Origin of the sequence: Pseudomonas sp. NPDC087185 (genome assembly GCF_044744955.1) — a bacterium.
In the GTDB taxonomy this organism is placed as follows: domain Bacteria; phylum Pseudomonadota; class Gammaproteobacteria; order Pseudomonadales; family Pseudomonadaceae; genus Aquipseudomonas.
Window position 1 is genome coordinate 485,257 of the sequence record NZ_JBIUZK010000004.1, and the last position, 20,965, is coordinate 506,221.

General features: G+C 61.1%; 20 protein-coding genes and 2 tRNA genes. 7 read left to right on the plus strand and 15 right to left on the minus strand.

The features are described from left to right. Positions 1-29: 29 nt before the first annotated feature. The 4 genes from ACIPIJ_RS16825 to ACIPIJ_RS16840 all read right to left on the minus strand — a co-directional run bounded on the left by ACIPIJ_RS16825 (position 30) and on the right by ACIPIJ_RS16840 (position 3,999). Positions 30-719: a putative phage abortive infection protein gene (locus ACIPIJ_RS16825; protein WP_401078541.1), complete on the minus strand. Its 690-nt coding sequence runs from the start codon at positions 717-719 to the stop codon at positions 30-32. A 1,374-nt stretch (positions 720-2,093) separates the two neighbouring features. After that, complete coding sequence (locus tag ACIPIJ_RS16830; RefSeq protein ID WP_401078544.1) at positions 2,094-3,413, minus strand: tyrosine-type recombinase/integrase; 1,320 nt, start codon at positions 3,411-3,413, stop codon at positions 2,094-2,096. 163 nt (positions 3,414-3,576) lie between these two features. Continuing rightward, positions 3,577-3,652, minus strand: a tRNA-Thr gene (locus tag ACIPIJ_RS16835). Positions 3,653-3,750: 98 nt separating this feature from the next. Next, the gene (locus ACIPIJ_RS16840) at positions 3,751-3,999 is read right to left on the minus strand and encodes a hypothetical protein (protein WP_401078547.1); all 249 of its coding nucleotides are present in this window, start codon (positions 3,997-3,999) and stop codon (positions 3,751-3,753) included. Between the two features lie 539 nt (positions 4,000-4,538). Here ACIPIJ_RS16840 and ACIPIJ_RS16845 point away from each other — a divergent pair. Both ACIPIJ_RS16845 and ACIPIJ_RS16850 read left to right on the plus strand, forming a co-directional pair. Then, the gene (locus tag ACIPIJ_RS16845) at positions 4,539-4,814 is read left to right on the plus strand and encodes a hypothetical protein (protein WP_401078550.1); all 276 of its coding nucleotides are present in this window, start codon (positions 4,539-4,541) and stop codon (positions 4,812-4,814) included. After that, positions 4,811-5,083: a DUF3077 domain-containing protein gene (locus ACIPIJ_RS16850; RefSeq protein WP_401078552.1), complete on the plus strand. Its 273-nt coding sequence runs from the start codon at positions 4,811-4,813 to the stop codon at positions 5,081-5,083. The genes ACIPIJ_RS16845 and ACIPIJ_RS16850 overlap by 4 nt, the downstream gene beginning before the upstream one ends. 259 nt (positions 5,084-5,342) lie before the next feature. On the opposite strand, the gene ACIPIJ_RS16855 is transcribed toward ACIPIJ_RS16850, so the two are convergent. The 5 genes from ACIPIJ_RS16855 to ACIPIJ_RS16875 all read right to left on the minus strand — a co-directional run bounded on the left by ACIPIJ_RS16855 (position 5,343) and on the right by ACIPIJ_RS16875 (position 9,637). Further along, complete coding sequence (locus ACIPIJ_RS16855; protein ID WP_401078554.1) at positions 5,343-6,548, minus strand: methyltransferase; 1,206 nt, start codon at positions 6,546-6,548, stop codon at positions 5,343-5,345. A 114-nt stretch (positions 6,549-6,662) separates the two neighbouring features. Beyond that, positions 6,663-7,352 carry an ABC transporter permease gene (locus tag ACIPIJ_RS16860; RefSeq protein ID WP_401078556.1) on the minus strand — a complete coding sequence of 230 codons (690 nt, stop codon included), beginning with the start codon at positions 7,350-7,352 and terminating at the stop codon, positions 6,663-6,665. Continuing rightward, positions 7,349-8,044 (minus strand): ABC transporter permease, encoded by a 696-nt coding sequence (locus ACIPIJ_RS16865; RefSeq protein ID WP_401078559.1) that lies wholly within the window; start codon positions 8,042-8,044, stop codon positions 7,349-7,351. The genes ACIPIJ_RS16860 and ACIPIJ_RS16865 overlap by 4 nt, the downstream gene beginning before the upstream one ends. Before the next feature lie 55 nt (positions 8,045-8,099). Next, positions 8,100-8,852: an ABC transporter substrate-binding protein gene (locus ACIPIJ_RS16870; RefSeq protein WP_401078562.1), complete on the minus strand. Its 753-nt coding sequence runs from the start codon at positions 8,850-8,852 to the stop codon at positions 8,100-8,102. A gap of 11 nt (positions 8,853-8,863) precedes the next feature. Continuing rightward, on the minus strand, positions 8,864-9,637 hold the full coding sequence (locus tag ACIPIJ_RS16875; RefSeq protein WP_400803778.1) for an ABC transporter ATP-binding protein: 774 nt from the start codon (positions 9,635-9,637) through the stop codon (positions 8,864-8,866). A 639-nt stretch (positions 9,638-10,276) separates the two neighbouring features. Between ACIPIJ_RS16875 and gabP the strand changes: the two genes are divergently transcribed. Continuing rightward, complete coding sequence (gene gabP, locus ACIPIJ_RS16880; RefSeq protein ID WP_401078565.1) at positions 10,277-11,662, plus strand: GABA permease; 1,386 nt, start codon at positions 10,277-10,279, stop codon at positions 11,660-11,662. Between the two features lie 75 nt (positions 11,663-11,737). Here the strand turns inward: gabP and ACIPIJ_RS16885 are convergent, their stop codons facing one another. The 6 genes from ACIPIJ_RS16885 to ACIPIJ_RS16910 all read right to left on the minus strand — a co-directional run bounded on the left by ACIPIJ_RS16885 (position 11,738) and on the right by ACIPIJ_RS16910 (position 17,209). Continuing rightward, the gene (locus tag ACIPIJ_RS16885; protein ID WP_401078568.1) at positions 11,738-12,181 is read right to left on the minus strand and encodes a hypothetical protein; all 444 of its coding nucleotides are present in this window, start codon (positions 12,179-12,181) and stop codon (positions 11,738-11,740) included. A 102-nt stretch (positions 12,182-12,283) separates the two neighbouring features. Then, the gene (ppk2, locus tag ACIPIJ_RS16890) at positions 12,284-13,273 is read right to left on the minus strand and encodes a polyphosphate kinase 2 (RefSeq protein WP_401078571.1); all 990 of its coding nucleotides are present in this window, start codon (positions 13,271-13,273) and stop codon (positions 12,284-12,286) included. Positions 13,274-13,466: 193 nt separating this feature from the next. After that, a tRNA-Phe gene (locus ACIPIJ_RS16895) sits at positions 13,467-13,542 on the minus strand. 90 nt (positions 13,543-13,632) lie between these two features. Then, positions 13,633-13,905, minus strand: coding sequence for an oxidative damage protection protein (locus ACIPIJ_RS16900; protein ID WP_401078574.1), 273 nt, complete (start codon positions 13,903-13,905; stop codon positions 13,633-13,635). Next, on the minus strand, positions 13,902-14,969 hold the full coding sequence (mutY, locus tag ACIPIJ_RS16905; RefSeq protein WP_401078577.1) for an A/G-specific adenine glycosylase: 1,068 nt from the start codon (positions 14,967-14,969) through the stop codon (positions 13,902-13,904). Before mutY ends, ACIPIJ_RS16900 begins: the two co-directional genes overlap by 4 nt. Next, on the minus strand, positions 14,966-17,209 hold the full coding sequence (locus ACIPIJ_RS16910) for an AsmA family protein (RefSeq protein ID WP_401078580.1): 2,244 nt from the start codon (positions 17,207-17,209) through the stop codon (positions 14,966-14,968). The genes mutY and ACIPIJ_RS16910 overlap by 4 nt, the downstream gene beginning before the upstream one ends. A 368-nt stretch (positions 17,210-17,577) precedes the next feature. Here ACIPIJ_RS16910 and ACIPIJ_RS16915 point away from each other — a divergent pair, with 368 nt between their 5' ends. The 4 genes from ACIPIJ_RS16915 (at position 17,578) to ACIPIJ_RS16930 (ending at position 20,954) form a co-directional block, all read left to right on the plus strand. Beyond that, positions 17,578-19,236 (plus strand): OFA family MFS transporter, encoded by a 1,659-nt coding sequence (locus ACIPIJ_RS16915; protein WP_401078583.1) that lies wholly within the window; start codon positions 17,578-17,580, stop codon positions 19,234-19,236. Between the two features lie 224 nt (positions 19,237-19,460). Further along, complete coding sequence (gene hisB / locus ACIPIJ_RS16920; protein WP_346613547.1) at positions 19,461-20,054, plus strand: imidazoleglycerol-phosphate dehydratase HisB; 594 nt, start codon at positions 19,461-19,463, stop codon at positions 20,052-20,054. Continuing rightward, positions 20,055-20,693, plus strand: coding sequence for an imidazole glycerol phosphate synthase subunit HisH (hisH, locus tag ACIPIJ_RS16925; RefSeq protein ID WP_401078586.1), 639 nt, complete (start codon positions 20,055-20,057; stop codon positions 20,691-20,693). It begins immediately after the preceding gene. After that, complete coding sequence (locus ACIPIJ_RS16930) at positions 20,694-20,954, plus strand: DUF2164 domain-containing protein (protein WP_401078588.1); 261 nt, start codon at positions 20,694-20,696, stop codon at positions 20,952-20,954. Positions 20,955-20,965 lie beyond the last annotated feature (11 nt).

The window sequence follows — 20,965 nt, forward strand, 5'->3', positions numbered from 1 at the left end:
TAAAGATAAAGCTTGATCGGTGATAAGTGCTACTCAGTGCTGAGGCTTTCTTGGATTTCAAGCGCTTCCAAATTTTCGCCGAAAACTTTAGCCTTCATCAGTTTTAAGTCGGAATGATGCAGTAACAGTTTTACATTTAGGTTGTCAAACAACGCGTAGTCTTCAGCGAACCTCATGAACTTCCCTCCTTTCTTGCTCAAGCAGTTATAGAAAATAAAAACCAGTTCGTAATCCGATAGCATGGAACGCACAATAGTTCCCAGGTGTTTTTTGTCTACTCCATCAGAGTTTTCAATAAACCTGAAAATCGAATATAAACTTCTGAAATATAGCCCTAAGTCGCCACGATGTGACTCAAGTACAGAGTTATATGCACGCTTTGAGGCCTCGCTCGTTATAGTGCCATCTTTGTGAAATCGAACGAATCGTAATTTAAGCTTCCTGCGCCAACTCCGAAAGCAGTCTCTTCCCTGAATCACAACGGCATGATTATCCCTTGTTAAGTGCAGATCAAATCCTTGGATAATTTGCTGTTGCAAACTGAGCAAGTTGTAAAATTGCGATTCAACCTGCTGCCTATGAGTCTGAGCGTGGCTCGACTTGATATCCTTTCTTTGAAAGTGAAGCGAAAGTAGTACACCTGAAAATGCGAGTGCCGAGAAAAACGCGTTGAGTGTTCCAAAGGCATCGCCAAAGGTACCGCTGCGAACACCTTTCAATTCTGAGACATCCAGTGAATCTGCGTATCCAGAATACAAAAAAACGTAATATATGATGTAAAAGCTCAGGACGGAAAATATCCCAATGGATATGATAATGCCAGATCCTATTTTTTTTCCCACTAGAGTATCTCCATATATATCGACCCACTGTCGGTGGCCCTTAATACTAAAGCCGAGGTCAAAATGCCATTATGTCCCGATGTAGGCAGAGATGGTACTTCTTGCACAAAATAATCAATGCGCTGCGCCTCCTGCTCGGTATGGACACTGAGTCAGTTTAGGGCCTAGGGATGATGCACCTGACGTTACTCATCTGACCTTTCTGGCCCATCCTAAGCCGCGTCAGGTGAAGCGTCCGTACCTCATATGAGGTAGGCGGCGTATCTCAGCTGCAGGCCCGATCAAAAGAATTTCTTCTAATCCGTCTCCCGGCCTGCGCCATAATCACGTGCACTCTCAGTGCAGAACCTTGAGCCGCCCCACGTCATCCCGCCAAGAATGTTGAGTGTTATCAGGGATCAAGGCCCCTGCGACCTGTGGGGAATGTCCTCTTCGCGGGACTGGCGGCTCCTTACGTCCGGGAGCGAGGGCATCTCATGATCTGGCCTCCTGAGCACCGTTACCGGTGGGCGGGTGGAGGCAGCATTGGCTGACGAGACCAGTACCTAAAGATCCTGAGCCAGGTGCAAGCAGCAATGCGATGACCGGGGCATGCCTGACTGTCAGTCAGGTGCAGTCCATTCCTTGGGCTGCGGCACCATCATCTGCATGGCTGTTGCTGGTGACATCGGCGTTTGTCACGCCAATTGTCACGAGGGGAATTGCCGCAAAGCCCTGTGCGATGAGGGCTGCTGCAGTGGTAGGAGCGCCCGTCTCTTTCCAGAGAAAGAGACGGGCGCAGGTTGGCGCATACGAAATGGCCAAGCGGATAGGTTGCTGCTGGGCAGGAAGGTAGGGTGGCTGCCGCAGAGGCAACGATATTTAGTTGGCATCCATCACATGGGTAGTGACCGTACGAGCTACCGGACGCGAATCGTACTTGGGGGTTGAACCACCGCGGTTGCGGCGTGACCTTTCAGGTTTCTGGCCACATTCGGCTGCATCGGCAGCGCTTGCACCTACCGGTCTACGCTTGTGGACAATATTAGTCAAGCAAAGCGATTTCAGGTGGTTAGCACCTGTGGATAAAACTATCCCCCGGTGGACATCAGTGGTTTTCCACAGACGATCACTGTGCCAGTCGATTTTAATAAGGTTAGGTCCATTGAAACGAGGCGGCTTTGCCGCCTCATTTCAATGGACCCGCGCGGAGGAGCTTCATGCGGAGCTGTGGGTAACTCCACAGCGAGTTTGGGGAGGTGGTGCGGCGGGCTACTCGGTCCTCTTGGCACTGCGAAGCCGCGTGACGTTCTCGCCCGTCTGCTTGGCAAATTCATGCGGCGTCACATGGTCCTCGCGGTTTGCCTCCAGAAACCGGCTCCACCAGGTCATGATCATCCGGCGCTCTTCGAGGAACTCGGCCTTGTGGGTATAGGCGGCGCGCACGTTGTTGCGTTCTTTGTGGCTCATCTGCCGTTCGATGGCCGTCTCTGACCACAACCCGGACTCAACCAGCGCACTGCACGCCATGGCTCGGAACCCGTGGCCGCATATATCCACCTTGGTGTCGTAGCCCATCGTCCTGAGCGCGGCGTTCACCGTGTTCTCGGACATCGGTTTCCACGGCTTGGCATCCCCCGCGAACACCAGATCGAACTTGCCTGTGATCGCGTGGATCTGCTCAAGCAAGGCCACAGCCTGCGGCGATAAGGGTACAACGTGGATGTCCCCGGCCATCTTCGTACCCCTTGTGGAAAACGGCACGCCGTCCAGCGCCGGGCGGGTGTCGGGGATTTCCCAGATTCCGCGCTTGAGGTCGAACTCGCTCCAACGGGCGAAGCGCAGTTCGCTGGAGCGTACGAATACATGCAACGACAGCATCACCGTGAGGCGCGTGAGCGGGCGACCTCTGTAGTCCTCGATGCAAGCCAATAGTTCTGGGAGTCGCGATAGGGGTAGTGCGGGCCGATGAGTTACTCGTGGTGTCTTGATCGAGCCATCGAGGTCGTGAGCCGGGTTCGCCGTAATCAGTCGTAGCCGTTTGGCTTCACGCATGATGCTTTGCAGGTAGTTCTTTATCCTGAGCGCCACGTCGATGGTGCCGCGCTTCGTCACGGCTTCCAGTGGCTGCATGAGGTCGTGGGTGTCCAACTCAACGATTGCCCTGGCACCAAGCAAAGGGAAGACGTGAGTCTTCAACCGGCTGAGCACAGTCTTGGCGTGGCCGGGCGCCCACTTCGGCACCATGCTGGCGTGCCAGTCGAGCGCAACGCTTTCGAAGGTGCGGCCGTTGATCACGGCTTGGGTCTTGGTTTGTTGCTTGTACTGGATGGGATCTATGCCGTTGGCGAGCTGCTGCTTGATCTCGAAGCGCTTGCGGCGTGCGTCGCCCAGCCCGACCACCGGATAGCTGCCGAGGGCGGTCAGGCCTTCGCGGCCATCGGGTTTCACGTACCTGAGCCGCCAGCCTTTGCGGCCGTTGGGTTGCACAAGCAGGTAAAGACCGTCGCCGTCGAAGAGCTTGTACTCGCGCTCTCTGGGCTTTGCCGTGCGACAGGCGGTGTCGGTAAGCGGGGCAGTGGTGCGGGCCATAAGGGTAGTCTCCGATATCGAAACGGACCTCTATCCTTAAAACTACCCTTATTAGCGGTGGCTACCCTCGGAATCCGACGGAACGCCAAAACGAAAAAACCCGCCAGAAGGCGGGTTTTTCGGGGGTTCCAGAGATTTTGAAAGCTTTCTATGGAACCTTGAATGGTGCCGGCACCAGGAATCGAACCCGGGACCTACTGATTACAAGTCAGTTGCTCTACCATCTGAGCTATACCGGCAATGGGGCGTCATTATAACGATCGTTTGGCGCCTGTAAACCACTTCCTTTCGTTTACGCGAAAATGACCTAAGTCACCGGCTTGAAAGGAGAATTTTCCTACCAGCCGCGGTGGATGGTATTGACGTTTGGCTCGGTCTTGCCGGGGTTGAAGAACAGCTTGTGGTTGTCGCAGCCGCGCTTGCGGCAGGGGCTTTCGGTGCGCAGGGGCAGGCCGTTGTCGCCGCCCAGCTGCATGCCGGGGGTGTTCCAGTCCAGGTTGCTGGTGTGCTGTGGCTCGGGGCTGCTGGCGCAGGCGGTCAGGGTCAGGGCGAACGTCAGCAAGGCAAGGGGTTTGGCTTGGGTCACGATGTCTAAGTCCGTTAGTCCATTGTCGCTTCTGGCGCAACGCCAGACGGTCGCGGGGCTGGCGGGCAGCGCGCGACGTAGCTTTTTAATGATTTGGGGTGGGGATGATACACCGTTGGCTTGGGATTGCGGTGTGGCATTGTGCTGAATGTACAGGCCTCTTCGCGGGCAAGCCCGCTCCCACAGAGGGCTGCGGTAGTGCTCGTGATTCGGGGCGCAGCTGTAAGGGATTTCTGAAGCTGAAACCAAATGCTTCAGGATCGGCGTGCTTGCGAATTATCCTACGCGCGCTGATGAAGCTTCACTGTTGGCGGGGAAGTGGCCCAGGCATACCGTTCCTAGGTCGCCAGTTTCCTGGTGACCGGGTGTGAGAACCCGTTTTGGAGCTGCATGGCTGCCTGTAATGGCGGTTCGTACGCGGGCAGACTTCGGTCTGGCCGAGCTTTGTAGCTCCCTCGGTTTTCTCACCCCGCGTACGACTGCCACCTTGACCCGTGAGAAAGGTCCATGTGGCGGTCCAGTCCAATGGAGCTGCTGCCATGAAGAAAATTGTTCCCGACCCACCCCGCCCCCTCATCACCACGCCTTACTTCTCCATCCACAGCGACATATCCCCAACCGACGCCCTTGCCCACGCCTTGGAGCTCATGCGTGTCGTAGCGCAAACCCTCGATAACCATTGCCGTGAACACGCTGGAAGCCCCGGCCTGAACTTGCTGGCTAACGCCACCCATGCGGCCGACTCGGCGTGCGTACTGGTTGCGCATGCAAAGCGGCGGCTAAGTGAAGTGCAGATTCAGGAGGCGTTGTCATGAGCGATCAAGCCAAACCCGTCACCACTGCCGGTGTGGCAACCTTTCTCGACGTCGGCAACCCGGCCTTGCACCTGCTGCGCGTGCAGCCTGGCATTCCTGTCGATGCTGTTTATGAACAGGTTTCAATCCTGCTGGGCTACATCAAACACCTCGTACGCGAAGGCGACATGGAGGATGACCACAAGCTGTTGGGTGCTGCGGATTACCTGAGTGCCTTGGCCAAGGCGTTGATGGACGATATCGAGCTGGCCAAGAACAGGCTGCATTGAATTCGGCGCGCTTTTCGCGGGTGGAGCTTGCCTCAGAAATGGCGGGGCTTGCCTAATCGAATTTTTGTTTATGCACAAGAGGCATCAACCGCTTGCGCGAAAGGCATGCCCAGTCAATACACCGCCGGTCTTTGCGCAAATGCCTGTTTTTATTGGGCTTGACGAGCGAGTCGGAATAAGCGAAGCCGTTGAAATAGCGCTTTGAACCAACCATTCATCACAAGCTTGTTCACAGACTTATCCACAGGTTGTGCTGTGGCTAACTGTCGCGTTCAGCAAGCAGAAGCAGGTTGCGCGGGGTGAGCGGGTAATCGCAGAAGGTGCCCAGGCGTACTGCGTAACCTTGCTCCTCGAGGAACAGCGCGCGGTCGAGTACCAGCCACAGCTCCAGCGGCCTGCGGAACAGGTTGCGTACCCGTTCAAGGTTGCGGACTTCGGCAAGGCGCTGCCAGCCGGCAGCTTCGAGTGCCTCCCAGTCGGGGGAAAGGGTCAGTTCCAACTGCCGCAGTTCGGCCAGGTCGCGGCAGTACTGCTCGAAGGGTTTGCTCAGCCATGCAACCGGCAGCGACGGGGTGGGCAGGTATTCGTCGGTTTGGCGCTGCTGGCGCTGCAGCAGGTCGAAGCCCAGGCGCCTGGCCATCGAGCTGTCACGTTGATGGCGCACGCGTGCGCCGGCGGTGACGGTTTCGCTCAGTGGCAGCCCCAGGTCCAGCAGGGACAGCTGCAGTGGCGAATTTTGCGCAGCTGTGGATAACGGCTGGTACTGCTCGCCCTGGATGCGGTTGTAGCAGCACGGCGCCACGGCCAGGTGGCGACAGCCTTGCTGGCTGGCCACGCGCAGCAGGTGCACGTGCAGGTCACCGCAGGCGTGCAGGGCCACCACGCTCTTGTCGCTGTCCAGGTGGCGGCGGCTGTCGGCAGCCATCACGTCCTGATGGACGTGGGTGGCCGGCAAGTGGTGATGGTCGCTCAAGGCCTGGCCTGCGGCGACCAGCTCGGCGTCGTACTCCAGGCAGGTCAGCTGCTGGCCTGGCTGCAGCAGGCGGCGGCCGAGGAAGCCTTTGCCCGAGCACCAGTCCAGCCAGTGGTGGGTCTGCGCAAGGAAGCCCAGGCGGCGGCTGAAGGCTTCGATCTGCTGCCATTTGCGGCCGGGGACGTTAACGTCGAGGCGGTGGGCGGCGGGGGGCAGGCCGGTGTCGGGGAGGTCGCCGAGGGTGCAGAGCTGCTGCGCTGCATCCGCAAGTTGTGGATAAGGCGCGGGCAGGGTTTGCGGGGCTCGGTCGGCTTCGGCGTCGCTCAGGCTGCAGTGGCGCAGGTGGGCGGCGAGTTCGGGGTATTCGGCTTCCCAATCCAGGCGCAGGGTGGTGAAGGGCCTGGGTTTCCACAGCGGTTGGTGCTCGATCAGGAACTGGTCGAGGGCCTGGAACCGGTCGTTCAGGTGGTGGCTGTGGAGGAAAGAGGGCATGGCTTCAGGCTATGGGTGAGTGGGTGGGCCCTAACGCCGGCAAGCCGGCTCCCACAAGTACAGCACAGGGCTTAAGGCCGTGGTGTGCTTGTGGGGGCCGGTTTGTCGTGATGACTAGCGCCCCTGGCAGGCGTCTACGCGCAACCAGCGCTCCAGCAGCTTGAAGCCCTGTACCAGAATGAACGAGATCAGAAGGTAGAACAGGCCTGCAGCAAAGAAGATCTCAACCGGCAGGTAGGTCCGGGCAATGATCGTGCGCGCCATGCCGATCAGTTCCAGCAAGGTCACGGTACTGGCCAGCGCACTGGCCTTGAGCATCAGGATCACTTCGTTGCTGTAGGCCGGCAGGCCGATGCGCGCGGCGCGCGGCAGCATGATGTAGAACAGCGTCTTGCCGCGCGACATGCCCAGCGCCCGGGCCGCTTCGATCTCACCCTTGGGGATCGATTGCAGCGCGCCGCGCAAAATCTCGGCGATGTAGGCGGCGGTGTGCAGGGTCATGGTCAGCACCGTGCACCAGAACGGGTCGCGCAGGTACGGCCATAGGCTGCTCGAACGCACTGCATCGAACTGCGCCAGGCCGTAGTAGACCAGGAACAGCTGCACCAGCAGCGGAGTGCCACGGAAGAAGAAGATGTAGCTAAAGGGCAGGGCGCGCACGTACCAGTGCCGCGACGACCGCGCGATGCCTAGCGGGATGGCCAGGATCAACCCGGCGACGACTGCGATGGCCACCAGCTCCAGGGTCAGGGTGGCACCCTGGGCCAGGCGGGGCAGCCACTTGATGATCACTTCCCAATTCATTGTTCGGCCCTCGCAAAGCCGCGAGCGGCGCGTTTTTCCATGAAGTGCATGCCGGTCATGGCGACGATGGTCAGGCTCAGGTAGATGCAGGCGGCGACCATGTAGAAGGTGAAGGGCTCTTTGGTCACGGTCACGCCGATCTGCGCGTGGCGCATGATTTCTTCAAGGCCGATCACCGACACCAGCGCGGTGTCCTTCATCAGGATCATGAACAGGTTGCCAAGGCCGGGCAGGGCGATGCGCCACATCTGCGGCAGGATGATCCGCGACAGGATGCGGCCCTTCGACAGGCCCAGCGCCAGGCCAGCCTCGCGGTGGCCCTTGGGGATTGCCAGGATGGCACCGCGGAACACCTCGGTGGCATAGGCGCCGAAGCACAGGCCAAGGGCAATCACACCGGCGGCGAAGGCGCTGAGTTCCAGGCCAGGTAGGTTGAGGGCTTCGCCAAGGCTGTTCATCAGCCCGACGGTGCCGACGTAGATCAGCAGTACCCAGAGCAGTTCGGGCACGCCACGAACCAGGGTCGAGTAAAAACCGCCAAGCCATTGCAGTGGCTTGGCCGAGGAAGTCTTGGCCAGGGCGCCGAGCAGGCCCAGGACCAGCCCCAGCACCAAGGCGCAAAGGGCGAGTTTAACGGTCATCAGGGTGCCGGCCGCCAGGGCCGGACCGAATCCGTGCAGGTCGATATTCATGGGCAGGGTCGTTCTAGGGACCGGCACGCCGCAGGGGCGTACCGGTCGGGGCGAATCATTCGATGCTGAATGGGAAGTACTTGTCGTTGATCTTCTTGTACGTTCCGTCGGCCTTGATTTCTGCCAGGGCTTTGTTCAGGTCGTCGCGCAGCTTGGTGTCACCTTTGCGCACGGCAATGCCGATCTTGTCGCTGTCCATCACCGGCTCGCCCTTGAACTCGAAGTTCGAGCCATCTTTGCTCTTCAGCCACTCGTACTGCACGTACTTGTCGGCCAGGATGCCGTCGATGCGGCCGGACACCAGGTCCAGGTAGGCGTTTTCCTGGGTGTCGTACAGCTTGACGTCGACGCCCGGGAAGTTGTCCTCAAGGTAGGTGCCGGCCAGGGTTGCGCGCTGGGTGCCGATTGTCTTGCCCTTCAGCGACTCTTTGTCGGTCTTGAAGTCGACGTTCTTCGGCGCGATGAACTGCAGCTTGTTGGAGTAGTACGGGTCGGTGAAGTCGACAGCCTGCTTGCGCTCGTCGGTGATCGACAGCGACGACACCAGGAAGTCGAACTTCTTGGCGTTCAGGGCCGGAATGATGCCGTCCCAGTCGGAGGTGACGACCGAGCACTCGGCCTTCAGCTTGGCACACAGGGCGTCGCCGATGTCCTTGTCAAAGCCGACGACCTGGCCGCTGGCGTCCTTGTTGTTGAACGGCGGGTAGGCCGCTTCGATACCCATGCGCAGTTTTTCTGCAGCCATGGCGTTGGCCGACATCACCAGTGTGGCGGCGGCTGCCAGGAGAAACTTCTTGTAAGTCTGCATGTAGTGCTCCGTTAACGGTGGCTGGACATGAATTGCTTGCAACGCGCCGAGGTTGGGTTCTCGAAGACCTGCTGCGGCGATCCTTGCTCTTCAACCAGGCCCTGGTGCAGGAAGACCACTTCACTGGACACCTGGCGGGCAAAGTTCATCTCGTGCGTCACCAGCAGCATGGTACGGCCTTCTTCAGCCAGTGCGCGGATAACGTTAAGCACTTCCTGGACCATTTCCGGATCGAGCGCCGAGGTCGGCTCGTCGAACAGGATGACCTTGGGCTTCATGGCCAGGGTGCGGGCGATGGCAGCACGTTGCTGCTGGCCACCGGAAAGCTGGGCAGGGTAACTGTGGCGCTTGTCAAAGATGCCGACCTTGTTCAGCAGCGCTTCGGCGGCTTCGATGGCCTCGGCCTTGCTCTGGCCGAGCACGCGGCGTGGCGCCTCGATGATGTTGTCGAGGATCGACATGTGCGGCCACAGGTTGAAATTCTGGAAGACAAAGCCGATCTCGCTGCGCAGGCGGTTGATCTGGCGGTTGTCGGCAGCGATCAGGTCGCCGTTTTTGGCGGCCTTGAGCTTGAGTGCTTCACCGGCCACCAGGATTTCGCCTTGGTGCGGGTTTTCCAGCAGGTTGATGCAGCGCAGCAGGGTGGACTTGCCGGAGCCGGACGATCCCAGAATGGAGATCACGTCACCGTCACGCGCGGTCAGCGAAATGCCCTTGAGAATTTCCTGGTCGCCGTAGCGTTTGTGCAGGTTGCGGATTTCCAGCGCGGGCGTGGCCTGGGCCATGTGCGGTCCTCATGTGTTCGGGTGCGTTCCCAGCTGTTGGCGGCCTTCCTGGCGTGCGCCAAGCTAGCATAGCGGCATTATGGCGGCCAACAGGGTCGCAGGGGGCTCGGGGCAATGCCGGGGGATTTGTCGCATCGTTGCAGCGCAACGTCGCGCAGATGTCCGCAATGGGTTCGCCCAGCGCCAGAGCCTTGATGAAAAAAGGCGCGATGGTGCCAGCTTTGGGCAAGGCTGGGAAGCGCTTTTGACCCCCTTCGCGGCCAAAGCCGCCCCAACAGGCACCGCTAACCCCCATAGAAGCGGCTTCAGCAGCGAAGGCCCCAGCGGGATCATAGGTTGTACCCAGGGTTGCACTTTTTTTGCATTGCGACGGTGCATAGGTGTTACCGAGGAGCACCTGTGGTGCGTTTGTAAGTGGGTATTTCCGTAATCTGTGAATTTGGCGGCCTTTCGGTCAGGGCTTGGCCGAATGCCCTGCAAGCCGCGCCCTTTACAGCCGCCAGCGCTATCTGACGAATGCATTCAGCAAGTGGCCCGCTTATTGCCCTATCGAAAGCGCCGATTGCAGCGACGCCTACCCCAACCCCAGGCGCGCTTGGTAAGCAGTCGGAGTGGTCCACTCCTTACAAAGGTAGTTTTATGAGCGGTAACAATTCCAATGACCTCGCTCAGGGGCTCAAACAACGGCATGTGACCATGCTGTCCATTGCTGGCGTCATCGGCGCCGGTCTGTTCGTCGGCTCCGGCCACGCCATTGCCGCCGCCGGCCCCGCCGTGCTGCTGGCCTATGCCGCTGCCGGTACCCTGGTGGTGCTGGTGATGCGCATGCTCGGTGAAATGGCGATCGCCTCGCCGGACACCGGCTCGTTCTCCACCTACGCCGACCGCGCCATTGGCCGCTGGGCCGGTTTCACCATTGGCTGGCTGTACTGGTGGTTCTGGGTGCTGGTGATTCCGCTGGAAGCCAACGCCGCCGCGGCAATCCTGCATGCCTGGTTCCCCGCCGTCGACCTCTGGGCCTTCTCCCTGCTGATCACCCTGGCGCTGACCCTGACCAACCTGTGCAGCGTGAAGAACTACGGCGAGTTCGAGTTCTGGTTCGCCCTGCTCAAGGTGCTGGCAATCATCGGCTTCATTGTGGTCGGCTGCGTCGCCATGTTCGGCTTCGTCCCCAACAGCCAGGTGAGCGGTGCCAGCCACCTGTTCGATACCCAAGGCTTCATGCCTAACGGCCTGGGCGCCGTGCTGGCTGCCATGCTGACCACCATGTTCTCGTTCATGGGTACCGAAATCGTCACCATCGCCGCTGCCGAATCGAAAGACCCGGGCAAGCAGATCAGCCGCGCGACCAACTCGGTGATCTGGCGTATCTGCCTGTTCTACCTGGTGTCGATCTTCCTGGTCGTGGCCCTGGTGCCGTGGAACGACCCGGCACTGGCCGAAGTCGGCTCTTACCAGACCGTGCTGAGCCGTATCGGCGTGCCGAATGCCAAGCTGATCGTCGACATCGTCGTGCTGATTGCCGTGACCAGCTGCCTCAACTCGGCGCTGTACACCTCCTCGCGCATGCTGTTCTCGCTGAGCAAGCGTGGCGACGCCCCGGCTATCGCCCAGCGCACCACCAAGGCGGCTACCCCGCATGTGGCGGTTCTGCTGTCGACTGCAGCCGCGTTCCTCTGCGTATTCGCCAACTACGTGGCGCCGGCCCAGGTGTTCGAGTTCCTGCTGGCCAGCTCGGGTGCCATTGCGCTGCTGGTGTACCTGGTGATCGCTATTTCGCAGCTGCGCATGCGCAGCCAGCGTGAAGCACGTGGCGAGAAGATCGCCTTCAAGATGTGGCTGTTCCCGGGCCTGACTTGGGCGACCATTGCCTTCATCGTTGCCGTGCTGGTGGTGATGGCGCTGGGTGAGGATCAACGTGCCGAGATCATTGCCACTGCGCTGCTGAGCATTGGTGTGGTGGCGGCAGGCTTGCTGGTGCACCGCAAGCGCCAGGCTTCTGGGCGGGTGGCGCTGGATAACTGACCTGCGCTGGCTGCAATGAAAAGGCCGCGCCCTGTAAGGGGCGCGGCCTTTTTGTTTGCAATGTCACGCCGATGATCAGCCGAACTGCTTCTGCTGTTGCTGCTGCTTGGCCACCAGTTCGGAAGCGGCGATGTAGGCTTCCTGGAACTCGTCGCTCTCAAGCCAGGCCATGGTGGTGTCTTCGTCAGCGCCATCGAGCCAGGTGCGGTAGGCGTTGAACACCAGCACGATGTAGTCGGTGGCGTGCTCTTCCTTGTGCCCTTTGAGCACCAGGGCCAGCAGCGGGTCGACCAGGAACACCGAGATCATCGCCACCAGGCCGGTTTCCTGCGCTGCTTTCATCTTCTCGAACAGCTCTTTGTAGCTGTCCGACTCCATGGCCTTGTTGAACACCTGTTCGATGCTGGCGCTGTCGCCGGCGCTGGCCTTCACGGCCTGGCCGCTGCGCACCATGCGGTTCTGCTTGGCCTTGGAGGCGGCGCGTTTGGCGCGTTTTTGTTGCTTGGTAGACGTGGCCATGGGAAATCCTTGGGGTGTGGCTGAAAAGTGCGCGTATTGAAGCGTAGTTGCCCAGGAAACCCAAGTGTTGCTGAGGGGGGGCTGCACAGCAGCCCCGGCTATCTAACGCGCTACCACAGCCGGTTCATCCTCCTCGAACCCCCGCGAGGCCCGGCCGACCAGCAGTTCGTCAGGCGCGTACGCCACGCTGAGGTCCTTGCCCGGGTAGTCCAGCGAATGCAGGAAGTGGCGGATGCAGTTGATCCGGGCGCGCTTCTTGTCGTCGGACTTGATTACCGTCCACGGCGCATCGGCGGTGTCGGTGTGGAAGAACATTGCCTCCTTGGCGGCGGTATAGTCCTCCCATTTATCCAGCGACTTGATGTCGATGGGGGAGAGCTTCCAGTGCTTGAGCGGGTCGTCCCGGCGCGAGATGAAGCGGCGCAGCTGCTCCTCGCGGTTCACCGAGAACCAGTACTTGAACAGCAGGATGCCGCTGTTGCACAGCATGCGCTCAAGGTCTGGCGCCTGGCGCATGAACTCCAGGTATTGCAGGGGCGAGCAAAACTCCATCACCTTCTCGACGCCGGCGCGGTTGTACCAGGAGCGGTCAAAGAACACCATTTCGCCTGCCGTCGGCAGGTGCTGGATGTAGCGCTGGAAATACCACTGGCCCTTTTCCTGTTCGGAAGGCTTCTCCAGTGCCACGATCCGCGCGCCCCGCGGGTTCAGGTGCTCCATGAAGCGCTTGATGGTGCCACCCTTGCCCGCTGCATCTCGCCCTTCGAACAGCACCACCACGCGTTGGCCGGTTTCCTTGGCCCAGCTTTGCACCTTGAGCAGCTCGATCTGCAGCGCGTGCTTGGCCTTTTCGTATTCCTGGCGGCGCATGCGCGTGGGGTAGGGGTAGCTGGCCGGCAGGCGCGCAGAGGTGCTGTCCTCGTTGCTGCCCTTCGGTGCGCTGGCCACTTCCAGCGCGGCCGGTGCCTGGCTGATCTGGGTGATGGCCGGCTCGGGTTTGCGCTGACGGGGGCGGCGTGGGCGCGGTTTTGGCGAGGGGCTTGGCGTGGGGCTGTCGGTGGCGGGGAGCAGCAGGGGAGTTTCTTCGCTCATGGAGGTCCTTGCAGGGTCGGGTCGTGTGTCCGTCTGCAATTGTGGGTTTGAGCGAGAAGGCGCTTGTTGATGTTGGTCAACAATGAGAAGTGAGGCAGAAGGGCGCGAAAAAACCCAGGCAACAAAAAACCCGCACTAGGCGGGTTTCTTGTTGTCGCTTCGGGTAACTTTGCAACCACCAGAAGCTTGAAGGTGGTGCCCAGAGACGGAGTCGAACCGCCGACACGAGGATTTTCAATCCTCTGCTCTACCGACTGAGCTATCTGGGCGACGAGGTGAATTAAATAGATTTCCAGACCGCTCGTCAACGACTTTTTGAAAAAATTTTAAATTAATTCCGTCGCTTACGTTTTTTGGGGTCATTCGGCCGGTGGAACGTAGCCATCCGCCTGGGCGTAGTCTTCGCCGGCGAAAAACTTGTCCATCTCGCCCTGGATGAACTTGCGGTCCTCTGCGTTCATCATGTTCAGGCGCTTTTCGTTGATCAGCAGCGTCTGGTGTTTCTGCCACTCTGCCCAGGCTTGCTGCGAGATGTGTTCGTAGATGTCCTGGCCCTTGGCGCCGGGGTAGGGCGGGCGTTCCAGGCCTGGCAGTTGTTCGTTGTACTTGCGGCACATCACGGTGCGGGTCATCGGGCGTCTCCTGCAATCAGTTCGTCGGCCGCGCGTTTGAGCAGCTTCTTGACCGGGGCGGCGAGGCCCAGGCGCGGCGGGGTGGCGAGGTTATACCAGAGCCAGTCGGCCTCGGCCACGTGCTGGCCGACAGGGTCGACACGCACCAGCCACGGCTCGATCGCCAGCTGGAAATGGCTGAAAGTGTGGGTCAGGCCGTCCAGCGCGCGGCTTTCGGCCAAGCGCAGGCCATGTTGATAGGCGAGGTCGTCGAGCTGTTCGATGTCGTCCAGTTCGGGCAGGCTCCACAGGCCACCCCACAGGCCAGTGGATGGGCGGCGGTAAAGCAGGATGGCGCCTTCGTGGTTGGCCAGCAGCGGCATCAATGTGCGGCGTTGTGGCAGGGCCTTGCGCGGCTTGGGCTCGGGGTAGCGGGTTTCTTCACCGTGCAGGTGCGCTTCGCAGCCCCGTTGCAGCGGGCAGATCAGGCAGCTGGGCTTGCTGCGGGTACACAGCGTCGCGCCCATGTCCATCATCGCTTGGGTGTAGTGGTTGGCGCGGTGTTGCGGGGTAAAGCGCTCGGCGGTGGCCCACAGCTGGTTGGCCACCTTAGGCTCGCCCGGGTAACCAGCCTGCGCGGTGTAGCGGGCCAGCACGCGTTTGACGTTGCCGTCGAGGATCGGCGCGCGGATGCCCATGCTGATACTGGCAATGGCACCGGCGGTGGAGCGGCCGATGCCAGGCAGCTCGGTGAGCTGTTCGACACTGCGTGGGAACTCGCCGCCATGCTGCTCGACAACGATCTTCGCGGCCTTCTGCAGGTTGCGCGCGCGGGTGTAGTAACCCAGCCCGGTCCACAGGTGCAGCACTTCGTCTTCCGGCGCCTCGGCCAGGGCCTGTACGGTGGGCAGGGCCTGCATGAAGCGGTCGAAGTAGTTCAGCACAGTGCTGACCTGGGTCTGTTGCAGCATGATTTCCGACACCCACACCCGGTAAGGGTTGATGCCCTGTTGCCAGGGCAGGTCGTGCCGGCCGTGCTGGTCGTACCAATCCAGCACGGCGCTGGAGAACTGCGCAGGGCTCATCGCTTGAACAGCCCCTTGAGCGCGTCTTTCAATTCTGGGCTCACTTTGTCTCCGAGTTTTTCATCGAGCTTTTCATCGATCTTGTCTTTCAGGCGGTTGCCGGCCAGCTTGGCCGCAACCTTGCCCAGGCCGTCCTGGTCCAGGCGGCAAGCCTTGGCGCCCAGCTCCAGCGGGCCGCGGCAGCGCAGCGGCACTTCGACGCCGACGAAGCGTTCATTCACCTGGCAGGCCGGGTCGGGCATCGCGCGCTGGTCGCCTTCGACGACCACGCCAACGTTGTAGTCCATGCCCAGCACACGCAGGTCGAGGTCGCCATGGCCGTTGACGGTCAGGCCCGGGATGCGCGCCTTGAGGTCCGGGTTGCTGGCCACGCCGTTGCGCACCACCAGGCTGCCGCGCAGTTCTTCGAACGGGGTGTCCTTGCCGCGCGGTTCACCGCTGAGCGACTTGCGGTTGAGGGTGGCGATGGCCTGGCAGAGTTGCTGTTCCAGGTTGGCATTGACCAGCACGCCGTCGTTGATGGTGAAGTTTGCGCTGCCGTTGAGGGTGTCGACCACTGCCTTCTGGCTGTTACCGGTGGCGGTCAGATCACTGGTCAGGGTCAGCAGGCCTTTGACCGGCGGGGCCTGGCCGTTGTCTTCGGCCTTGATGAAGTGCTCGACCGGCACCCGGGTGATCTTGGTGATGATGCCGAGCTGCGGTACGGCTGGGCGCACGTCGACGGTGCCCTTGGCTTCGAAGCTGCCGTTGTAGAGGCCGCCGCGCAGGGTTTGCAGGGTGACCAGGCCGCCTTGGCCGGTGGCCTGCAGCTGGGCGTCGCTGATCGGCAGCTTGTCCAGGGTCAGCGAGCCAAAGGCAAGGTCCGCCTGCAGGTCGAGGGCACGCAGGCGGTCCACCGGCAGCAGTTTGTCATTGCTCCAGGCCACCTGGGTCGGGGCGTTTGGCAGCGGTGAGCTGCCGGCACCGGCCACGGCGCTGGCCTCTTGTTGCTTGACCTCATTCTGGCGCGCCGCAGTGGCGCCCTTGGCTTCTTCGCTCTTGGCCGGCAGATAGCGGTCGGCGTCGAACTTGTCGCCTTTGAGCTGCACGCGCAGGGCCTGCTTGGCGAAGTCTTCGATGGCTACTCGGCCGCTGAAGGTGCTGTCGTCCAGTTTCACTGCCAGGTCTTCCAGGGCCAGGCTGTTCGGCGTGCCCTGCAGGCGGCTGACCAGCTCCAGCTTGTTGAAGGCGGCAGGGTCGTTGGTGGCCGGCAGCGGGTGGCCGATGCCGTCGAGGAAGGTGCGCAGGTCGAACTGGGCGATGGACAGGCCGCCGCTGAGCTGCGGCGCCTTGTCCAGGTCGCGCAGGTTCAGCTCGCCCAGGGCGCGCAGCTGGTTGGCGGAGATTTTAAGGCCGTTCCACGAGGCGACATTGGCCGCCATGTCGACCAGCAACTGGCCTTGGGCGGCGAACGTCATGGTCTTGCCGGCAAAGGGCTCGCCCGAGGTTTCGCCAGCCAGGCGCATGTCTTCGAAGTTGTAGCGCTTGAGCTTGCGGTCGAAACGCAACTCGCCGGCAAGCTCGATGCGGGCCTTGAGGCTCGGCTGGCTGGCGCTGAGGAAGGCGCTGGCCTTGAGCGGGATGTTCGCGCCTTCGTGGACCGGGCCGGTGCTCAGCTGGATGCTTTCGGCGCTGTAGCTCTGGCCGGTCTTGGCATCGGTGTACTGCACGCGGGCGTTGTTCACGGTGAGGCTGTCGATGTCGAGCTTGACTGCGCGTTCGCTGCTGCTTTCTACCGGTGCGCCTGGCTGCTCGGCCGGCGCTGGCGTGCTGGCGGTAGCGCCATCCTGTGCCGGCAGCGGTTTGCCGATGTCTTCCCAGTTGCCATGGCCTTGCTCATCGCGGGCCAAGGTCAGGTTCAGGCCTTCGACGCGCACATCGCTCATCTGCACTTCGCGGCGCAGCAAGGGCAGCACGCGTACCGACAGGCCGAGCATCTGCAGGTCGGCGAAGGGTTCCTTGGGCTTGTTCAGCGTGGCGATGCTGGCTTCGTGCAGCTCCAGGCCCAGCCAGGGGAACAGGCTCCAGCCGATGTCGCCGTTGAGGGTCAGCTCGACGTGGGCCTTGTCGCGCGCCAACTGGCGGATCTCGTCTTTATAGTCGTTGGGATCGAAGAGGTGGGTCAGGGCGAAGCCCAGCGCCACGATGATCAGCAGCAACCCGAGAAGCCCCAGTCCCAGGATTTTGCCGAACGCTTTCATGGGCGAGTCCTTGTAGTCCGTTTTTGAATTTCAAGCGGCAGAGTATAGCGCCGCAGTGGTAGGCCCTGCGTATCAGACAAGAGATACAGAGCATTTCCTACTAATTGACCACGTGTTGTGGGATTCGACAGTTGCGGTTCGGGCAGTTCCTTCCATTTGCCTGTGAGCAATACCGATTCAGCCGGGCGAAAAATAACGATATCAGATTGCTTCCATGTCATGAGCGAACTGGTACTCTTGCGCCGCTTTCGAAGCGCCCGCGACCCATTGTCGCGGTGCGTTGCCATGCAACGGCCACGCCTCACGTGCATTCAGAAGAGCCGGCATTCAATCCGCAAGCACTGTCTACCTACAAAAGGATCGAATCCATGAACAGCAGTATCACGGCAGGAGCGGTGGCCAGCGCGCCGGGCTTCCTGTCGAAGGAGCGCATCATCGCCCGCCCGGGCTTCAACCGCTGGCTGGTACCCCCGGCTGCGCTGGCTATTCACCTGTGCATCGGCATGGCCTACGGTTTCTCCGTATTCTGGCTGCCGCTGTCGCAGGCCATCGGCATCACCGCGCCGGTCGCCTGTTCGGCGGACATGGGCTTCATCGCCCGTATGTTCAGCGCCGAATGCGACTGGCCGATTTCCATGCTGAGCTGGATCTACACCCTGTTCTTCGTCTTCCTCGGTTGCTCGGCAGCCGTGCTGGGCGGCTGGCTGGAACACGCCGGCCCGCGCAAGGCAGGCTTGGTGTCGGCCCTGTGCTGGTGTGGCGGCATGCTGATTTCGGCGATTGGGGTGAAGACCCATCAGCTGTGGCTGATGTGGCTGGGCTCTGGTGTGATCGGCGGTATCGGCCTGGGCCTGGGCTACATCTCGCCGGTTTCGACCTTGATCAAGTGGTTCCCGGACAAACGCGGCATGGCCACCGGCATGGCGATCATGGGCTTCGGCGGCGGCGCGATGGTGGGTGCACCCTTGGCCACCGCGCTGATGGGGCACTTTGGCAACGAGCATGAAGTTGGCGTGTGGCAGAGCTTCGTCGCCATGGCCGCCATCTACTTCGTGTTCATGACCGCAGGCGCCTTGGCGTACCGCGTGCCGCCCACTGGCTGGAAACCGGAAGGCTGGACCGCGCCGGTGAAAAAAGCCAACGCGATGGTCACCGACCGCCATGTGCATGTCAGTGTGGCGTGGAAAACCCCACAGTTTGCGCTGATCTGGCTGGTACTGTGCCTCAACGTGTCGGCGGGCATCGGCATCCTCGGCATGGCTTCGCCGCTGCTGCAGGAAGTGTTTGCCGGCAAGCTGCTGGGCAACGAACTGACCTTCAGCGAGTTGAACGCCGCGCAACTGGCGCAGATTGCAGCGATCGCCGCCGGCTTCACCGGCCTTCTGAGCCTGTTCAACATCGGTGGGCGGTTCTTCTGGGCGTCGTTCTCGGACTACATCGGCCGCAAGAACACCTACTTCGCCTTCTTCGCCCTGGGCGTGGGCCTCTACAGCCTGGTGCCGAACATGGGCCACCTGGGCAACGTGGCGCTGTTCGTGGCGGCGTTCTGCATCATCCTGTCGATGTACGGCGGTGGTTTCGCCACGGTGCCGGCTTACCTGGCCGACCTGTTCGGCACGCAGATGGTCGGCGCTATTCACGGCCGCCTGCTGACGGCCTGGGCTGCCGCCGGTGTGCTTGGCCCGGTGCTGATCACCTACCTGCGCGAGTATCAACTGGCGGCGGGGGTGGAGCGTGCTGCTGCCTATGACATGACCCTGTACATCCTCGCCGGGCTGCTGGTGCTGGGCTTTATCTGCAACCTGCTGGTGCGCCCGGTGGCCGACAAGCACTTCATGAGCGATGCCGAGCTGGCCGCCGAGCGTGCGCTGAGCCACGACAAAGGTGCCGATGGCGCCCGTTCGCTGGAGTGGCATGCCGCACCGGGTAGCCTGCCGCTGGTGCTGGTTGCCTGGGCGGTGGTGGTGATTCCGCTGGCCTGGGGGGTGTGGATTACCCTGCAAAAGACGGCGGTGTTGTTCCATTAAGCGCTAAAAGCTGGGGGCGCGGTGCGCCCCTTTCGCGACGCAAGGCCGCTCCTACAGGTTTCTTACTGTGCTTGCGTTTTGTGGGGGCTCTGTGGGGGCCGGCTTGCCGGCGATTGGGCTGCAAAGCAGCCCTTCGCATTGCCATATGTCATCCGCGTTTCAAGCTTGAGCGTTCTGGGCCTATAATGGAGCCCTTTTCGCCCAATGATTTTGCGGAGCTGGTGATGGTCGAACGTAAGGCTTCCGTCGAGCGCAATACCCTGGAAACCCAGGTCAAGTGCTCGATCAACCTCGATGGCAGTGGCAAGGCCCGATTCGATATCGGCGTGCCTTTCCTTGAACACATGCTCGACCAGATCGCCCGACATGGGCTGATCGATCTGGATATCGAGTGCAAGGGTGACCTGCATATCGACGATCACCATACCGTCGAAGACGTCGGTATCACGCTGGGCCAGGCATTCGCCCAGGCCATCGGCGACAAGAAAGGCATCTTCCGCTACGGCCATGCCTATGTGCCGCTGGATGAAGCGCTGTCGCGCGTGGTCATCGACTTCTCGGGCCGCCCAGGCCTGCAGATGCACGTGCCCTACACCCGCGCCACGGTCGGTGGCTTCGATGTCGACCTGTTCCAGGAATTCTTCCAGGGCTTCGTCAACCACGCCCTGGTCAGCCTGCACATCGACAACCTGCGTGGCCACAACACCCACCACCAGATCGAAACCGTGTTCAAGGCATTCGGCCGCGCGCTGCGCATGGCCGTGACCCTGGACGAGCGCATGGCCGGGCAGATGCCATCCACCAAGGGATGCCTGTAAATGCAGACGGTAGCCGTAATCGACTATGGCATGGGCAACTTGCACTCGGTGGCCAAGGCGCTGGAACACGTCGGCGCCGGCAAGGTGCTGGTCACCAGCGACGCCGCGGTTATTCGCGAGGCTGACCGCGTTGTGTTCCCGGGCGTGGGCGCGATTCGCGACTGCATGGCCGAAATCCGTCGCCTGGGCTTCGACAGCCTGGTTCACGAAGTAAGCCAGGACCGCCCATTCCTCGGCATCTGTGTCGGCATGCAAGCGCTGCTCGAGCACAGCGAAGAGAACAACGGCGTCGATTGCATCGGCCTGTTCCCTGGCCAGGTGCGTTTTTTCGGCAAAGACCTGCAGGAAGGCGGCGAGCACCTGAAAGTGCCGCACATGGGCTGGAACGAAGTCGGCCAGACCATCGACCACCCGCTGTGGCACGACATCCCTGACCGCGCGCGCTTCTATTTCGTGCACAGCTACTACATCAATGCCGGCAAGCCGGGCCAGGTGGTCGGCCGCGGCCACTATGGCGTCGACTTCGCCGCCGCGCTGGCCGATGGCTCGCGCTTTGCCGTGCAGTTCCACCCGGAGAAGAGCCATACCCATGGCCTGCAGTTGCTGCAGAACTTCGTTGCCTGGGACGGGCGCTGGTAAATGAGCAGGTCGAAGACCAAGGCCCCGATCATCACGCTGGCCGCCGAGCAGGAGCGCGAGGCGCTCGATACCTTGAAGCGTTTTCTCGAAGACCGCTTCGAGCTGCAGCTGGGGTCGTTCGAGGTGGCCGAGGTCCTCGACCTGTTCAGCAAAGAAATTGCACCCCATTACTACAACAGGGCGATTGCCGATGTTCAGCTGCACCTCAAGGAGCGGTTCGAGAGCATCGAAAGCGACCTGTGGGCACTCGAGAAGCCCTGAAACCCAACAAA

Bases quoted from the DNA above. Each gene is read 5' to 3' on its own strand.
- ACIPIJ_RS16830 (WP_401078544.1), bottom strand. From the start codon at position 3,413: ATGGCCCGCACCACTGCCCCGCTTACCGACACCGCCTGTCGCACGGCA.
- ACIPIJ_RS16845 (WP_401078550.1), top strand. From the start codon at position 4,539: ATGAAGAAAATTGTTCCCGACCCACCCCGCCCCCTCATCACCACGCCT.
- ACIPIJ_RS16850 (WP_401078552.1), top strand. From the start codon at position 4,811: ATGAGCGATCAAGCCAAACCCGTCACCACTGCCGGTGTGGCAACCTTT.
- ACIPIJ_RS16855 (WP_401078554.1), bottom strand. From the start codon at position 6,548: ATGCCCTCTTTCCTCCACAGCCACCACCTGAACGACCGGTTCCAGGCC.
- ACIPIJ_RS16860 (WP_401078556.1), bottom strand. From the start codon at position 7,352: ATGAATTGGGAAGTGATCATCAAGTGGCTGCCCCGCCTGGCCCAGGGT.
- ACIPIJ_RS16865 (WP_401078559.1), bottom strand. From the start codon at position 8,044: ATGAATATCGACCTGCACGGATTCGGTCCGGCCCTGGCGGCCGGCACC.
- ACIPIJ_RS16870 (WP_401078562.1), bottom strand. From the start codon at position 8,852: ATGCAGACTTACAAGAAGTTTCTCCTGGCAGCCGCCGCCACACTGGTG.
- ACIPIJ_RS16875 (WP_400803778.1), bottom strand. From the start codon at position 9,637: ATGGCCCAGGCCACGCCCGCGCTGGAAATCCGCAACCTGCACAAACGC.
- gabP (WP_401078565.1), top strand. From the start codon at position 10,277: ATGAGCGGTAACAATTCCAATGACCTCGCTCAGGGGCTCAAACAACGG.
- ACIPIJ_RS16885 (WP_401078568.1), bottom strand. From the start codon at position 12,181: ATGGCCACGTCTACCAAGCAACAAAAACGCGCCAAACGCGCCGCCTCC.
- ppk2 (WP_401078571.1), bottom strand. From the start codon at position 13,273: ATGAGCGAAGAAACTCCCCTGCTGCTCCCCGCCACCGACAGCCCCACG.
- ACIPIJ_RS16900 (WP_401078574.1), bottom strand. From the start codon at position 13,905: ATGACCCGCACCGTGATGTGCCGCAAGTACAACGAACAACTGCCAGGC.
- mutY (WP_401078577.1), bottom strand. From the start codon at position 14,969: ATGAGCCCTGCGCAGTTCTCCAGCGCCGTGCTGGATTGGTACGACCAG.
- ACIPIJ_RS16910 (WP_401078580.1), bottom strand. From the start codon at position 17,209: ATGAAAGCGTTCGGCAAAATCCTGGGACTGGGGCTTCTCGGGTTGCTG.
- ACIPIJ_RS16915 (WP_401078583.1), top strand. From the start codon at position 17,578: ATGAACAGCAGTATCACGGCAGGAGCGGTGGCCAGCGCGCCGGGCTTC.
- hisB (WP_346613547.1), top strand. From the start codon at position 19,461: ATGGTCGAACGTAAGGCTTCCGTCGAGCGCAATACCCTGGAAACCCAG.
- hisH (WP_401078586.1), top strand. From the start codon at position 20,055: ATGCAGACGGTAGCCGTAATCGACTATGGCATGGGCAACTTGCACTCG.
- ACIPIJ_RS16930 (WP_401078588.1), top strand. From the start codon at position 20,694: ATGAGCAGGTCGAAGACCAAGGCCCCGATCATCACGCTGGCCGCCGAG.